Origin of the sequence: Paraflavitalea devenefica, assembly GCF_011759375.1 — a bacterium.
Classification (GTDB): Bacteria; Bacteroidota; Bacteroidia; order Chitinophagales; family Chitinophagaceae; genus Paraflavitalea; species Paraflavitalea devenefica.
This window is the reverse complement of sequence record NZ_JAARML010000012.1, coordinates 1-17199: the sequence shown is the minus strand read 5'-3', so window position 1 is coordinate 17199 and position 17199 is coordinate 1. Positions and strand designations below refer to the sequence as shown.

Sequence of the window (17199 nt, the reverse complement as noted above, 5' to 3'; positions counted from 1 at the left end):
GGCCTGCGGCCGGGCATTTTGCTTTATTATAGGCTTATATGCATTAATCTTTATCCCACCACACTTTGGCATAGTTATCATCCACACCACCCATTGTTGCCAGCACGTCAGTGTAATTCTTGGTATTATTGGCTTTTTCCTGCGTAGGGTATCCCTGCCTGAGCGGTATGCCCTTGGGATCTATTGCGTCTACAGCGGGTGTTAACACGGGGAAGCCGGTCCTGCGCCAATCAACCCATGATTCATACCCATTCAGGTACAGGTGAATCCATTTTTCCGTCATGATGGATTTGTAACCGGTAGAGGGGGTATAAGCTACATCGGGTTCTGTTATATAGGTGGCAAAAGCCGCCTGGTTAGCAGTGTTCCACTCAATACCATAAAACTTCCAGGATGCCTCAATAGCAGCATAATAATTGGATTCGGCAGCGCCATCGCCACCGGTAATGTATCCCACCTTGGCAGCTTCGGCCAGGGCAAACAATACCTGCGCATAGGAATAGATAGTGGCAGGAGACGCCTGTCCTCTGAAATAATCACCAATCCTGCTGTAGATGGCCGGTATATTGACGGCTACGTTTTTACCATATGGTAAGCCAACAACCGTATCATCTAAGATTTCTGCATACACTTTGAGACGGGGATCGTTTTTGGGCGCCATATAATCTGTCATGGTAGTACTGATGGCGTAATCATTCCGGTTGCTCACGGAATAGTTGTTGTACCAGGGGTTGTAGTTGTTCGGATCGCCGGCAATGTACTTGTACATAATATCTTCCCCATTGGCAATAACCCCATCGGCAAAGGCAGATTCAAATTCAGCCTTCCCCTTAGCAAAATCCACTTTGATCAAACGAAGCGACATCATGAGGCGGGTAGTAGCAGCAAATTTTTTCCACATGCCCATATCGCCATCGAGCATTACGTCCCCTACTACTGCTTTCTCAGCCGGCTTGATCATAGCAGCAGCTTCCTTTAACTCTTTAAACAGATCGGTATAGATAGCCTGCTGCTTATCATAAGCAGGTGCAAAAGCTTTAGCACCTTGTAAGGCTTCAGAATAAGGAATATCGCCATAGCGGTCTGTAAGCCACCAGAAGAAGTAAGCTTTCAGGATGCGGGCCACTGCCACCTGGTTATCATGACTCCCATATTTATCCGGGTTGGCAAAAGTAGCCTTGGTAGCTTCGTCGGTATTGTATTCAATGATTTTCTGCAGATCATACAATGGGCCTGAATAATAGGCAGCAAAGTCAAAAGTCCTTGCACTGTAAAGGGAGCCGCCAGGATAGGGGCCTTCAGATAAATATTGGACGTAGAAATTACCGGTATTATTACCAAAGGCAGTACCCGGGAGGTTTTGCAGTACATTGGTCAATAACCCCCTGGTGGTGGGTTCTGCCAATGCAGTAGGGGAAACGTTGAGATCATCAAACTTGTTGCAACCGGCCAATGCGGCTACCGTAACAAGTAATACAAATATTTTTTTCATACTCTTTAATTAGTTGTTAATAATCTGAATTAAAAGCCTACACGCAGGTTCACACCAATCTGGCGGGTTTGAGACAACTGTCCACCTTCTCTCCAGAATACTTCCAGCTCAGAAGGATCAATACCAAATTGTTTGGCCTCTGCCCATATCAGCCAGGCATTACTCAGGATGATACCAAAGTTGGCATTCTTAACAACTTTCAGGTTTTGCAATACTCTTTTAGGAATGGTATAACCCAACCTTACTTCCCTCAGTTTTATGTAAGAGGCATCCAATACATAGAATTCACCGGCACCGCGTCCCATGGCAGTATAGAAGTATCCACGGGCGCTGATGTAGCGGTTATTGGCCTTTCCATCGGCAAACACGCCAGGAATACGGATACCGCCATTTCCGGTATTACCGCCGGCCAGTGTATAGCTGCCCGGGAAATCCCTCCAGTCATATCCTTTGTCATTCTTTCCTACGGTTTCTTCCGACATACCGGTACCGGTATTGAAGTTCCTGGTCTCAGAATAGAATAAGCCACCTTTCTGGAAGTCTATAGAGAAAGTCAGGTCAAAGTCCTTGTAACGGATCGCATTGAACATACCACCGGTCCAATCGGGCAATACCTGGCCCAGGTCCTGGTTGGTCAGGTAATCGGGCTGACCATTGGACAGGATAATGGTATTACCAGCAGAATCCCTTTTCCATTTGCGGCCTACCATCATACCCCATTCAGCTCCTACACGATGTTCCAGGCGGGTATCATAGCGGGCTGTACCGTATGTATAGGTCTTGCTTTCCTTGTACAGTTTTTCCACTTTGTTATTGTTCTTGGCCCAGTTAAGGCTTACCTCCCAGGAAAAATCCCTGGTGGATACCGGCGTACCGGTAATAGAAACCTCAATACCCTTGCTCACAATGCTACCGGCATTTACCTGTGCCGTAGAGAAGCCACTGGCGCTGGAAACATCCAGGCTAATGATCTGGTTGGAGTTGTTATTATGATAATAACCAACGTCCAGACCGAGGCGGTTATTCAGGAATTTAAGTTCGGCGCCTACTTCCCATGATTTGGTAAGGGCTGGTTCTACCAGGCCTGAACGGTATTGGTTGCCTATTGTCATGGAAGGATTAGATCCATAGAGTGATCCATTTGTGATCGCTAGTTTTACCTGGTTGAAATCCAGGTCAGAACCTACCTGTGCCCAGGAAGCTCTTATTTTACCGAATGACAGTATATTAGTGATAGGAGAAGATTTGAGCACTTCAGTAAACACGAAGCTGGTACTTACAGAAGGATAGAGATAACTGTTATTTACTTCAGGTAATGCAGAAGACCAGTCATTACGCAAGGTGGCATCTAAAAACAAAAATCCCCGATAGCCTACTGATGCTTTACCATACACACTGTTTACACGTTTTGTACTGTACTCACGGCTTACGGAAGGACGGGCAATAGAAGCAGAGATATCAAAGTAGTTAGGAGCAGATAAACCTCCTTCTGTTGACATGTTCAACCGGCTGTAGTACGCATTGCGGATGTTACCCCCCACAAAGCCATCGAGGGTAAATTCATTGAAGCGGAACCGGTAGTTCAGGTTGGTCTCATAGTTCATTTCCCGGAAAATACGCTGGTCTATTTTGTAATAATCGAGGTTCAGGCCGCCGGTAGCCATGCGCTGATCATTTTCCTGGTTATTGTAGCTCATGCGCACGTATGATTGCACGTTGAAATGACTACCCAGTTTAACATTCATGCCTACATTACCTACCAGCCTGTTGCTTAAACCGGTAGCAAAATTCTCATTTACTACAAACCAGGGGTTATCCCAATATTGTGGTACGGTGTAAACGGCCGGATCGGAACTACCATTGGGATCGCCAATATTCCAGGAGTTAAGGCTGCCATCGGGTTGGCGGTATTGTTTCATCCGGTTCATGTCCAATTGACGCTGGAACCATTGGTTGAAATTTTGAGTAACATTCAAACCGCTGAGATCATAACCTTCCGTTGGTTTACCTTTTGTTTTGGCGGTTGTATAGATAATGTCGGTAGAGATCGTAATTGCTTTACCGATATCATAAGCGCCGTTCACACCGATCTGGTGCTGATCCCTCTTGGCATTGGGAACTACAAGTGAGCGGTTCTGATTACCATAAGTAAATTTAAAATTATAATTGTCCGCACCACTGGTAAAAGCTACTGTGTTGTTATAGTTGAATCCTGTACGGAAGAAATCATCTACGTTATTGGGCTGCGGCGTGAGGGGAACCAATTTCCCAAACTCATCTCCAGGATACCAGCTCCAGTAAGGACGGTATAAACGGCCATCCATTTTAGGTCCCCAGCTTTCATCGGCGCCATACTCAATTATGGTTTGCCCGTTGAAAGCAGCCCAGGAAGCAGGATGTTTGGAAGCATTGTATTTAAACAGGTAATTGCCATTGGCATCATAGGCAGTACCGGGTGTGCTGGCTGCACCGGTGTAACCACCGGCATATTCATTCTGATAAGGTGGTAACAGGGATATGGTTTCGGCAGTGACACCCAGGTTCACTTCTACGCCACTTGTTTTTTTGCGGGAGCCTTTTTTGGAAGTGATGAGTACAACGCCATTGGCTGCACGCTGACCATAAATAGCGGTGGCAGACGGGCCTTTCAATACAGACACGTTTTCCACGTTATCCATAATAATATTCTCCTGATCGGTGATGGTTCCATCCAGCACAAAGATGGGAGCAACCGGGCCAAGACCTGTTACACCGCGGATCAATACGCTGGCATTATCGAATGTAGAACTGGGAGAACCTACCAGTTGAACGCCTGCTACTTTACCGGCGAGCGCAGAGCTAAGGTCAACAGATTTAGCTACTGTCAGGTTTTCACCTTTTACTTCCTGTACAGAGTAACCCAGCGCTTTCTTTTCTTTTTTTACGCCAAACGCAGCTACTACTACTTCTTCTAATATACCTGTTTTTTCTACCTTGATAGCAGCCGTGTTGCCTGCTTGCACCGTGAACTCCAGCGACTTAACACCAACAGCACTTACCACCAATACATCGCCCGTGGCTGCATTGATCCTGAAGTTGCCATTTTCGTCGGAAGTAACACCTGTTTTGGAAGATTTTATAACAATTGATGCAAATGGAACGGGCGTTCCTGAGGCATCTGTTACCTGGCCAGAGATAGGCCTTGTCTGTGACAGCACAGGTATACTAAAGCATACCAGCACTGCAAGCAGTGATAGAATTTTTCTCATGTGACTAATTAGTTTGGTTTGAAACTGATTAAATGTAGGACAATTTTATTTTTTAAAAAAAGATTGACAATAATTAATTGTTTCCCGTCAATAAAAAGAGTGCTACGCCTGTGATTTTTGCCCCTCGCCCGGATTATTTTCAATCAAAGCAGCCCCTTTCCCGCAAAAAACAGCAGGAAGGATATGATGTATTTAGCATAAGCCCTGCCTGGCATATAAGGTGTGGAAGCAGACAATAAAAACGCTCCGGGTCGAGGGCAGGAGCGTTTTTTAATTGAACATTTTATAATAACAGCACACTTGTTTGTTACCAGGTATTACTTATATACCGTCATTAGCGGGCGCGTACAAATTTCCATTCTTCATCTATCTTCACCCGTATATGTGGCGGATCGGGTATAACACTGGGCTGCATCATGAAATATTTAATTTTAACCGTCTTAGACGCTTCATCATATGCATTTACCCCTGAAGGATCAAGATTGGCAGACCTTGTATTAGGAGCAGGCTGACCATAATAATTAATCACTTTTGTAACTTTATCGGTAGCAGGGTCAAAAGTAACTATTATACCAAAGTTGCCATAATATGACCAATCCTGGGCATTCAGATCCCAAATGGGTATACAAGGTATACCCTGATAAGTTGCACTAACTACTACGCACTCAGTAGCACTTACGGTTTGAAGGCTGTAGAGAACATCCTCTCCGAAACCTCCGGGATCATCATAAATGCCGGTCAGGGTAGGAATATAATTATCAACCAATGTACCGGTAGCCACATACACGCCATCCCACTTATTCTTGATACTGATCAGCACAAGAATATCTTTCTTGCCATCAGGAATTGCTTTACCACCAGCATCACTGATAGTAAATCCCAATGCGTATTTTTTAGATAAATTCCATTTTGAGCCATTCAGCTTAATAGTGAACTCTTTGGCAAACTGGCTGGCAGTCATATTCATTTCATAAATGCCCCCGACTTTCGGATTACCGGGATCAAGCGTGTACAAACTATCGGGCAGTATTTCAAAGTTGGCATTGTTAGCCGCATTGTAATTGGCAATCAGTGTAGTATTGGGCTGCACCTTTACCGCCAATGGCTTATTTAGTTCACTTTCTGAATTGGCATCTTTCCGCAGACTAAACAAGTGCAGCGTTCTTACCTCTGTGAAAGGTTCAAAGAAGAATTTATTCTCAGGTGCCTGGAGCAGTTTTACAGTAGTGCTGCCTTCAGTAGTGGTATCCTTTACATCGTCCTTTATACAGGATGTAAACAATAACGACACAGTACCAGCCAGCAACGCATAATTCATTATTCTAGATTTCATAATTAATTAGTTTTACGATTGATATGTCGGTTATTGATCCCACCATACTTTAGAGTCCTGTGTATCGCCACCAGGTATTCTTTTCACTGCTTCTTCAACGGCTGCTTTGTTGGTTCCAAACTCAGAGCTGTGGTATACAAAACGCGTTGGTATTTGCCCGGAAGCATTGGTGGCATCGGGAGCTGGTGTAAGTACAGGGTATCCTGTTCTTCTCCACTCAGCCCACCCTTGCAGGCCATCGGGATAAGTGGCAATATAACGTTGGGTAGCTATTTGCTTTAAATTGGCTCCAGTTCCCACAGGAGCTGTAAAAGCCACATTACTTTGTGTAAAATAGCCGGCAGCCGGTGCACTCAGTCCCCACTGTTCAAAAGAGGCCTTGATACCATCCTGGTATAAAGTCAGCGCAGTTTCAGAAGTCCAGCCACGATCAGCAGCTTCTGCACGGGCCAATAATACTTCAGCGGCACTTACAATGACAACAGCATCATCTGCTTCTCTTAGGTTGCCCCGCAGAATGCGCGCCCAGGTGGGATTATCACCTGTGAAGGTCTCTGCACTGGCTCTTTTCAAACCATATGGCACACCCACGGTAGAGGGTTCATTCCAATTGTTGGCAGTAAGGTCTTCTGTTGCGCCACCAAATGCATTGGACCGGCCATCACCTAAGGAGCCCAGTAAGTCGGTCATGGTCTTGCTTTCCGCAAAGTCTTTCCTTCCATCATACAGGCCCCACCAGGGACTTTTAAAGTCATCACCGGGATATTTCGCCACCCAATTATCGGCATTGGTAGTAATGATACCACCCGCTGCTGTTAATGCTGCTTTAAATTCAGTAGCAGCAAAACCATTGCTGGCCGGGAATTTATTAGACAGGCGCAAAGAGATGAACAAACGAAGTGAGTTGGCTACTTTTTTCCACTTGTCGGTGCTGCCGCCAAATATGATGTCACCGGTAATACCGCCACTGTTATTGAATTGAGCAGATGCTTCTGTCAGCTCCTTCAGTATACCGCGGTAGATATCTTCCTGGGTATCATATTTTGGCAATGCCTTTCCCAGCAATGCTTCAGAATAGGGAACTTCTCCCCAACGGTCGGTAATATTCCAGAAGATATATGCTTTTGTGATCCGGGATACTGCCGTCATGTTGTCGTTCACCTTCAGGTTAATGATGTTTTGCAGGTCCATCAATAAACCGGAATACTCGCCGGAAAAGGATATCTGCGGCAAACTATACAACGATACATCGGTGTATTGGGTTTCTGAAAAATATTGACAGTATAATCCACCTCTTGTACTCGTGGCATAGCTGGACAGATTGGCCAGTACGTTGGTCAACAGCGCACCGGGAATAGGATCGTTAATACCACCGGGGTTTACGTTGGTATCGCCAAAATCTTCCAGCTTACTACAGCTTGTCGTTGCAAACAGCGATAAGCCAAAAATGATCACAAATATTTTATTGTTCATATAAGTTCGTTTAGTAATTATCCAATTAGAATGATATACGCAGGTTAAAACCAAAGCCCCTTGAACCAGGCAGGTTACCGGTTTCACCAGACAGATCACTGATCTCAGAAGGATCAAAATCACTGGTTTTCGCATAGATAAGCACAGGATTCCTGGCCACCAGAGAGAAGGTAGCCCTGTTCATAAACCTGTCCCATCCCAGTTTCTTTAAAGGAAGGTTATAACCAATAGATAATTCACGAAGCTTTACAAAGGTGAGGTCGTAGATAAATTCATCCATGGTCTTATTGTTATACAAGCCATGATAATATTCCTGCGCATCCACATAGTAGTTGACATCCTTACCATCTTCATCCACCCCAAATACATGCACGCCACCGCCGGCTGCTACCGGATCACGAACGGGTATCCCCTTGTCATTTACGGCTGCTGTACGGGCAGTAAGACCAGAATAAGAACCCCACATATCAGACAGGGAGAAGAATTTACCACCATACTGGTAATCAATATTTACATTAACTGTAAAATCTTTGAATATTTCAAAGCTGTTCTGTAAGCCACCTGTGTATTTGGGCAATACGCTTCCGAAATGCACATTGGGGTCGTTGATATAAAAGCCCTCATCAGTAAGAATAGGCTTACCATTAAGACGTTTAATACCGTTACCGAATAACTGGCCCCATTGCAGTCCTGCCTCATGAACCAGTACAGGCGCCGTGCTGCCCCACAAAGTTTCCAGTGGCGGGAGCCTTGTCAGTTCGTCTGAAATTTTTACTACTTTATTTTCAAGCAGGTAACCCCAGGTACCGTTAATCTCCCATTTCAGGTTATCCCACCAGATGGGGCGTACGTTCAGTTGAAGGTCAATACCTTTCCTGGTGATCTTACCGGTATTGATGAGTTTGGAAGTAAAACCGCTTGCGCCGTTTACACTAACAGCCAGTGGCATATCTTTTTCGGTACCATCCCAGTAGGTAGCTGAAATACCGACCCTGTTGTTCAGGAACCTGAGATCAAGACCAATTTCTTTCTGTGTTTTTACAGCGCCATGAATAGCAGAATCAACCAATTGATCGGGTGTTGTCATCAGAAAGTTGGTGAGCCATTTGCGCTCATCCATGGTATAATCAAAACCGGGATAGCGATAAGCGCCGAAAGTAGTAGCGTTTACACCAAGCGCTTTGGGTATTTCGCCCCAGGAAGCACGGACCTTACCAAAGCTTAGCCAGGGAAGTTTAACCAGGTCGCTGAATACCAATGAAGCACCAAATGATTTAGACAAAACGCTGTTGTCATCACCTGGCAAGGTAGAGAACCAGTCATTGCGCAATGTGAAATCAAAGAATGCAAAATTCCTGAAACCAACATCACCCCTTGCAAGGATGGCACGGTATTTTTCTTCGACCCTGCCATTAGCGGTTTTGGGCTTATCCACAGAGTTTTCAATGGTATAAAGGTTGGGAACACTGAGACCATTATCCGTAGCAGCGCTATTGCTTTTCAGTACGTATTTGAAAAAGTCGGACCCTGCATTCAAATTAAGGGAGAAATCATTGATCTTTTTAGAAAAAGTAGCCAGCAATTCATAGTTCTGCCTGTTGGAATAGGACTCGCCGGTGGCATAGTATCCTTTACATTGCGGGCAGTTGCCGGTTGTTTGCGTACCGCTGGTTACCAGGTCAGAAGCGAATTTGTCTTCGAACCAGATGGTATTCTGTTGCTTACGGTAGGTAGCGCGTATTTGAAAATCGTTGTTGAGCTTATAGGTCAGTGAGAGGTCGCCAAATAACCGGTCCCGGTTTTCAACAGGTTTTACCAGGTCGAACCAGGTATAGAAGTTGTACCAATAATTACCGGCATAAAATGCATTTGGTTTGGCAGGGTCATAGGTATTAGGGTCCTGGTGGTTCCAACTGGCATATACGCCATCGGCTGCTTTCAGTCCTTTTAATTCTTTCATGATCCCCATATCCACATTGCGGTGGAACCACTGGTTGAAGGAACCGGTGGTTTGATTGGAATAATCATCATTGAACTCACCCTTTTTAACCTGGCTGAAATAGTTCACGTTGGCGCTCACGGTAAAGTGAGAATTGAGGTCAACACTGGCAGTGAGATTGAGTGTATGCTTTTTAAGGGTAGTGGTGGGCAATATACCTTTAACATCCACATTGCCATAGGACACCCGGAAGTTCATGTTATCCGTTGCCTTGCTGAAAGAAACTGAGTTATTGAGTATATTACCTGTGTTGAAGAAATCTTTGGCATTATCCGGCTGAGGCGCCAGTTTGGCCGTTTTGTAGGAGTATTTACTACCGCCGTACCAGGCATACCAGGGAATGTACTCCTGGCCTACCATACGCGGACCCCAACTGGCGTCATCAGAATAATTGTGGTAATATTTACCATCCAGCGCTTTCCATTCTTCGGGCTGGCCTGCTTCCCAGGTATATAATTTCAGGTCGGAAGTGTTACCACCTGCATAGGAGTTCTGGTAATTGGGCAGGTTATATACTTTTTCGATCTGGACGCCCAGGTTAACATCAACACCGATACCGCGTGCGTTCTTTTTGCCCTTGCGCATGGTAATAATAATGGCGCCGTTGGATCCTTGCGGTCCAAACTGGGCAGCAGCAGCAGGTCCCTGGAGAACGTCTAACTTTTCCACATCGTCCAGATTGATGTCATTCACACTGGGCAGGATGGTACCATCTACCACATAGATGAGACCTTCATCGCCCCCAAGGCCGGAAGCACCCCGCAGGCGGATTGTGCCAGCTTCGCCCAACTTACCGGCAGACTGGCCACGGAACTGAAGACCGGATACTTTACCTGCCAGGGCCCCGTTGAGGTTGGTCTGGCGGATAGTATTCAGTTGTTCGCCGGTCACTATCTGCGCATTGTACGAAGTACTACGCTGTGTTCTTTTGGTGTTGTAGGCGCCTGTAACCACCACCTCAGCCAGAGCAGTGTTACTTTTTGCCAGCGTAACAGACACCACATTGCTGGCGCCTACTGTAATCTCTTTGGTGGTAAGACTTTGGGCTGAAACTACTAAAATGTCGCCCGGTTTAACTTTTGCGGAGAAAGTGCCACTGGCATCGGAGACGAAGGCAATCTTAGTGCCCTTGATGACTACCGTGGCGAAAGGAACCGGATCTCCGGTTTCATCTGTTATCTTTCCGGTAACAGTTTTGGTTTGCGCATATGCCAATACCGTATACAGTACCAGCACTGCGAGCAGTGATAGAAATTTTCTCATGTGACTGTAATTTTAAAAATGTGACCGTCGTAAATATAGCAACTTTCGAATAACCCAAGAAAATGTTAAAATAGGATAGGAGCTACCATGGGTAGACAAACGGGAAAAATAAAGTGCTGCAATGTTTTACATGAAAAGTTTATCGGGCTTATAAGTCCGGTCTCTGAAAAAGCTGATGAACATTGATTTTCTGTGTATTAGCTACTTTTTACGGGGTATAGACGCCATATTGACAGGGAAGGGTAACCGTTATCCGCTCCCTTATTCTTACCTGTTAAAATAAGGACATTAAAAAAGCCGGCTGTAGGGAACTACACCGGCTATTACAGTCACATAAAATAAAAAGCGTTACTGGTCTACCCAGGTTTTGGTAGTGAGCTCGTCGGCGCCCTGACGGCCAATTACTATATTATAGTTTTCGGTATTAAGATCTCTTTCGGTGGTTGGATAGGCTTGCCTGCGGGGTATCTGTCCGCCGGAAACCGGTGCGGCATCCGGAGCGGGGGTTAATACAGGGTAGCCTGTTCTCCTCCATTCAGCCCATGCTTCATAGCCATTGCCGAGGTAGCTGGCTATCCATTTCTGGGTTTGGATCAACTCTACTGCGTTGGCAGGGTTATAGACTACGGCCGGCTGAGCAATATAAACGGCATAACCAGCCCCTACACCAAATTGTTCCAGGGAAGCCTTGATACCGGCCAGGTAATAAGTAGCCGCTGCTGCTTCACCACCGGAAATCCAACCCAGGTGAGCTGCTTCCGCCTGTGCAAACTGCAATTGGGCAAAAGTAGTAATGGCTGTCTTGGAATTTTGCTGGCGGAAAGCTGAACCAATCAGGGAGATGTTACCGGGATTGGTAACAGTACCTGCGGAATAACCCACGGGAGAAGTAAGGCCATAGGGCATGCCTACGTAAGTACCCGTACCTGTTTTATCGGCAAAAACCGGTAAGCGTGGGTCATTAAGAGATTGCAGTTTATCTACCAGGGGCTTACTTACAGCATAGTCGTACCTTTTACCCACGATATAGTTGTTATACCAGGGATTCTGGTTATTGGCATCACTCAGGTAATAATAATAAACATTGTGGTCATTATCTTCCAGCATGCCATCTGCCACTGCTGCTGCGAATTCTGTTTTACCCGTAGCAGGATCTGCCTTAGACAAACGCAGTGCAATGATCGCACGGATAGAAGCAGCCCATTGTTTCCACCAGTCCATATCACCTTCCAGGAGGATATCGCCCGCAGGACCGGCTCCGTTATCAATAGTCGTAACAGCATCCTTCAGTTCCTGCAAAAGCGCTTTGTACACCTTTTCCTGCTCATCAAAAGCGGGTGTAATGTCGGTTGATCCTTTCAGGGAAGCCGAATAAGGAATATCACCCCACCTATCGGCCATTTGCAGGAAGATATGCGCCTTCAGGATGCGGGCGGCTGCCAGTTGATTGCCATTAGAACCACCGGCAATAACAGAAGGTTTACTCTTTGTATCATCGGCAGTATTAAGGTCTATGATCTTTTGCAGGTCGGCCAGCGCCCCATTATACAATCCATTATAATCAAAGATCCGGCTGGTATACAGGGAAGCGCTGGTATAAAATACTTCAGAGATGTGCTGTACATATAGCAGGCCATCCGGTGCGTTCACGGCGCCCACACCGGTACTTAATCCGGAACGGATGGCATTGGTGAACATTAAAGCCGTATTGGGATCGGAAGGGTTATTGGGATCCACGTTCAGATCACCAAAATCACTTGGTTTCTTACAGGATGCTATCACAGCAGCAACCAGTAAGCAGGAAGTTATATACTTGACAATATTTGTTTTCATTATTCTCTTTTTAATGGTTAGAACTGCAACTTCAGGTTAAAGCCCAATGTGCGTGTACCTGGCAGCTGACCACTGTCGAACCAGGGTGTTTGCAACTGTGTAGGATCAATTCCTTTCACCGTGCTGTAGATCAGCCAGGGATTCTGCGCGATGATGGAGAAGTTGGCATTTTGAATAGACAATTTCTGGTACCAGCGTTTGGGAAGGTTGTATCCCAGTCTTACTTCACGCAGTTTTACGAATGTTGCATCATAGATCCATTCTTCCCAAAGAGAAGAGAGTACGGTTTCATAATATTCCTTTGCATCCAGGTAAATATCATTGACCTTACCATCTGATTCACGCACGCCATCCACACGTACGCCACCACCATCGTCTACAGCATCACGCTTGGGTTTGCCCCTGTCGTTATTGCCTACTGTAATTTCAGACAAACCAGAACCTGCATTGACCATGCTGGTCAGCGACATCAGCTTACCACCTTTCTGGAAGTCAATAGCAAAGCTGAGGGTAAAGTTTTTATAAGTGAGCTCATTGTAGATACCACCGGTATAATCGGGCAGAATAGAACCCAGTTCCTTGTTTTGTTCAAGTACAGGATATCCTTCATCGTCTACCAGCTTCTGTCCGGCTGCATTACGCTTGTAACCGGTACCAATGAGCATACCATAGGTTTCACCTACACGGGCATTGACAGAAACGCCGGGTGTACCTACAAATCCAAAGGAAGCGCCCAGACCGGCCGGATTCACCAGCAGGTTCTTGCTTTCTCCATAGAGCTCTTTCACTTCGTTCTTGTTAAACCCTATGTTGAAGTCAATATCCCAGCTAAAGTCTTTTGTTCTTACCGGCGTACCACCAAGCGTGATCTCAATACCACTATTGGTAATGTTACCAGCATTTACCAGTGCTGCGCTGTAACCGGTAGAACTTGGGATGGTAAGGTTGATGATCTGGTTTTTAGCTTCCCGGTTATAATAGTTGAAATCAAAACGCACCCTGTTGTTCACGAAGCGCAGCTCTGTACCTATTTCATAAGAAGTAGACAATGTTGGCTTCAGCACCTGGTTGGGAATGGTGTTGGGTACTGTGAGCGTAGGATAGGTATCATAAGGATTTCCCACCGTATAAGTCTGGTAGATCTGGTAAGGATCAATATCTGTTCCCACACGGGCAATGGAAGCCCTGATCTTACCAAAGCTCAGGATATTATTCGGCTTCATTAATTCAGTGAAGACGAATGAGGTTGACACACCACCATATAAGTAAGAGTTATCGGAAACAGGTAATGCAGAAGACCAGTCATTCCGGATATTCAGGTCCAGGAACAGCATGTTCTTCCAACCCAGTGAAGTATAGCCATAGATACTTCTTACTTCCTTACGGATCTCGGTATTGTTGGTAGTGGGCCTGTTCTTGGAAGCAGCAATGTTGTAGAAGTTGGGAATGCTGAGGCCACCGGCAGTAGCTTCATTTACATAGTTGCTGTAGTTGGTTCTTTTTTCTACATAAGCGCCTGCACGCAGGGAAAGATCGCCAAACTGATTATCATATTCCACGTTACCTACAAAATTCAGCTCACGGGTATTGTTGGTGTAAGTCCTGTAGGCATCCAGGTTGAGGGTACTGGAAGCCACCCGGCTGTTAAAGTTCTGGTTATACACATCAGCCCTTGCCAGTACCGATACCCTGAGGTGCGGCGTGAATTTATACGTAGCGCCTATGTTTCCATAAATACGCTGGCGTTTGTTGTTGCTGATATTCTCATATACTTCTGTATACGGATTATCCCAGTATTTGGGAGCGGTATCACGGGGACCATTGATATTCCAGGAAGTAAAGGAGCCATCCGATCTTTTATACCTTTTCAGCTTGTCCATTTCGAGGTTACGTTGGAACCACTGGTTGAAGGAACCCGCAGTTTGTGTACCGTATCCTTCCTGTGGTACATTGAACAGGTATTCATACGTATAGTTGATGTTGGTGGCCAACGTAAACTTTTTGGTGAGGTCTATGCTGTTATTGATAGACAACCAGTTTTTGGTTTGGCGGCTGTTGGGGGTTACACCTGTTCTTACGAGGTTGGTGAAAGAAACCCTTGTGTTGGAATTATCAGTAACCTTTGAGAAAGCCACGTTGGTATTATAAGCCACACCGGTATTGTAGAAATCACGAACGTTATCCGGCTGCGGTACAAAAGGCTTTTGTTTGGCATAATCGGGATCTTCGGGATCCCAGGCATACCAGGGAGCATACAGGGTTCCATCCATACGGGGGCCCCAGCTTTCATCACCAAAGTAATCATAGTATTTGGCGCCATCCATAGCTGCCAATGCCGGAGCATCTACAGCAGGATCGTACTGGAAGGTGTACCAATCCTGAGAATAACCACCACCATATTCGTTTTGGTATTTGGGTAAGGTGGCTACTCTTTCGAAGGTGGTGCTTTGATTAAAGTCCAATCCTATTCCGGGGCCACGTTTTCCTTTTTTGGTAGTGATGAGGATCACCCCTTCAGAACCACGCTGACCGTATAAGGCAGTGGCTGCAGGTCCTTTCAATACAGATACTGACTCCACATCATCTGTGTTCAGGTCGCGGGCATCTGAAATAGGAACGCCATTTACTACATATAGCGGGTTACCGGTGCCAAGGGTGTTTACACCACGGATACGCACAGTAGAAGTACCAAACTTGGCGCCGGAGCCACCCAGTACCTGGATACCTGCTACCCTGCCGGCCAGTGCCGTGTTCAGGTCCACCTGTTTGGTCTGGGTCAACTTATCACCCTGGATCTCCTGAACGGCTACACCTACCGCTCTTTTAGATTTGGAAACGCCCAACGCAGTTACTACTACTTCCTGCATGGCTGCATTGCCTTGCAGCGAAACGTTCACGGGACCAGTAGCGCCTACCTTTGCTTCTGTATCGGTAAAGCCGGAAGCACTGATCACTAAAGTAGCTCCTTCGGGTGCACTGATGGTAAAATTTCCGTTGGCGTCGGCGGCAGTTCCGGTATTGGCGCCTTTGATCTTGATACTGGCAAAGGGGACGGGATCACCTTTGCTGTCTTTGACCTGGCCAGTCACCGGGCGGGATTGGGCAAAGGTCATAACAGTGCATGTCACCAGCACTGTTAGCAGTGATAGAATCTTTCTCATGTGTCTTTTTAATTGTTATTAATGTAACCAGTAACCAGAAAGGACATTAATATGGCTGCTACGGTGCCAGACAAATTAAGTTCCTTTGAATTTGAAAATAGACACTGCAATTAACTTAAACGCTGGTTATTTAAGAGTCTGTTAACTTATTATTAACCCCATTTTAATTGATGTTAATGACTGGTTAATCGCTTGTTAACAATCGCATACTCACTCGCTAATTCCGTGAAACAAAGCACCAGTAATGATTTAGCAGGCGTGCCAAAAATTGTTAATGCCGGTTTCAGGTAAGTGAAAACCTGTTTCATTCCATACTAACTGTATAGATCAACCTACTACCCAATACATTTTTTAATCGTTCTTTAATAACATTATTAACAGGCCGTTAATGTAAGATGGGTATTGAATGCAGCGGAATGGTGAATTGAGACGAAGCGCGGGCAAAGGAGGCATAAGAACCGTAAAGCCGGATACTCAGCGGGGAAGAAAAGGATGTTTTTGTATAGTTGAAGTGATCATGCCATAGCCAGTATCCGTGCCGCTCCTGCATACGGCACTTGTTCTATCGTGGAGGCATTACGCATCCTGCCAAAGCAAATGCCGACGGAAAGCATCATACTATAACCATCATCGGGCGGAGCGAAGAGATAAGGTAAAGTCAGGCTAACGGGCTCCGAGCCTTCCAGTACAGGGAACCAGGACGTTGACGCCATCACAGGAACAAATTCATTGTATTCATCAGAGGTGGTGATATACTTAGTGGGGCTATAGAACAGGTCAGGAACAATACCCAATACAGCTATCATGGAAAACACGGGATGAGAAGTGGAAGCAAACAGATTAATGCCCGGCAACAGCGCCGGAATATCAATGGTGGCCTGCAACTCTTCCTGCGAGAATGACCAGTTAAGATGGGTGCGTACAATAGAATCAAAAGACAGTTTCCGGTTGAGGGAAAAGCCTTCCAGGATGCCAGGGTTCAATGACAACAATATATTCCTTTCTCCCAGTTCACTTTGGTCATCCAATGCCTGGATGGGTTTCAACAAGGCATTGAGCGGACCGGCAATATTGTAGTCGGCCAGCGATTTCAGTGGCCACAGCATGCGCATGATCCTTTTACTGGCTGATGCACGCCCCCCGAATTCGGCATTGATACGCCGTGTTTGTTCAAATCTGGGATGGGTTTTAATGGTCTCTTTGCTGGCGCCTCCCTTACTCCTTACAATGGGTGTATCGATGCCCCGCATCTTGTAATAGGAATATTTTCCTACTGAACCTCTCCAGGTATTATCCGGATTCAAGCGTGCCATACTGTATGGTTTTTAAGGTAAGCAATACTGGTCACCGGCTTATTATTACCCGGCGACCTGGTCATTTCCTATAAATATATAAAA

General features: G+C 45.8%; 8 protein-coding genes. All 8 read right to left on the bottom strand.

What is annotated here, in order from left to right; translation table 11 throughout:
* Nucleotides 1–43 precede the first annotated feature (43 nt).
* The 8 genes from HB364_RS32810 to HB364_RS32775 all read right to left on the bottom strand — a co-directional run bounded on the left by HB364_RS32810 (nucleotide 44) and on the right by HB364_RS32775 (nucleotide 17115).
* Nucleotides 44–1492, bottom strand: a complete 1449-nt coding sequence (locus HB364_RS32810; protein WP_167292694.1) for a SusD/RagB family nutrient-binding outer membrane lipoprotein — start codon at nucleotides 1490–1492, stop codon at nucleotides 44–46.
* Between the two features lie 29 nt (nucleotides 1493–1521).
* Nucleotides 1522–4740 carry a SusC/RagA family TonB-linked outer membrane protein gene (locus tag HB364_RS32805; RefSeq protein WP_167292693.1) on the bottom strand — a complete coding sequence of 1073 codons (3219 nt, stop codon included), beginning with the start codon at nucleotides 4738–4740 and terminating at the stop codon, nucleotides 1522–1524.
* A 334-nt stretch (nucleotides 4741–5074) separates the two neighbouring features.
* Complete coding sequence (locus HB364_RS32800) at nucleotides 5075–6073, bottom strand: BT_3987 domain-containing protein (protein WP_167292692.1); 999 nt, start codon at nucleotides 6071–6073, stop codon at nucleotides 5075–5077.
* Between the two features lie 30 nt (nucleotides 6074–6103).
* Nucleotides 6104–7546 carry a SusD/RagB family nutrient-binding outer membrane lipoprotein gene (locus HB364_RS32795; RefSeq protein WP_167292691.1) on the bottom strand — a complete coding sequence of 481 codons (1443 nt, stop codon included), beginning with the start codon at nucleotides 7544–7546 and terminating at the stop codon, nucleotides 6104–6106.
* Nucleotides 7547–7571: 25 nt separating this feature from the next.
* Nucleotides 7572–10808, bottom strand: coding sequence for a SusC/RagA family TonB-linked outer membrane protein (locus HB364_RS32790; RefSeq protein WP_167292690.1), 3237 nt, complete (start codon nucleotides 10806–10808; stop codon nucleotides 7572–7574).
* 348 nt (nucleotides 10809–11156) lie between these two features.
* On the bottom strand, nucleotides 11157–12641 hold the full coding sequence (locus HB364_RS32785; protein ID WP_167292689.1) for a SusD/RagB family nutrient-binding outer membrane lipoprotein: 1485 nt from the start codon (nucleotides 12639–12641) through the stop codon (nucleotides 11157–11159).
* Between the two features lie 17 nt (nucleotides 12642–12658).
* Nucleotides 12659–15802: a SusC/RagA family TonB-linked outer membrane protein gene (locus HB364_RS32780; RefSeq protein WP_167292688.1), complete on the bottom strand. Its 3144-nt coding sequence runs from the start codon at nucleotides 15800–15802 to the stop codon at nucleotides 12659–12661.
* Nucleotides 15803–16317: 515 nt separating this feature from the next.
* Entirely contained in the window at nucleotides 16318–17115 is a 798-nt protein-coding gene (locus HB364_RS32775; protein ID WP_167292687.1) for a hypothetical protein, read from the bottom strand.
* Between the last annotated feature and the right edge of the window lie 84 nt (nucleotides 17116–17199).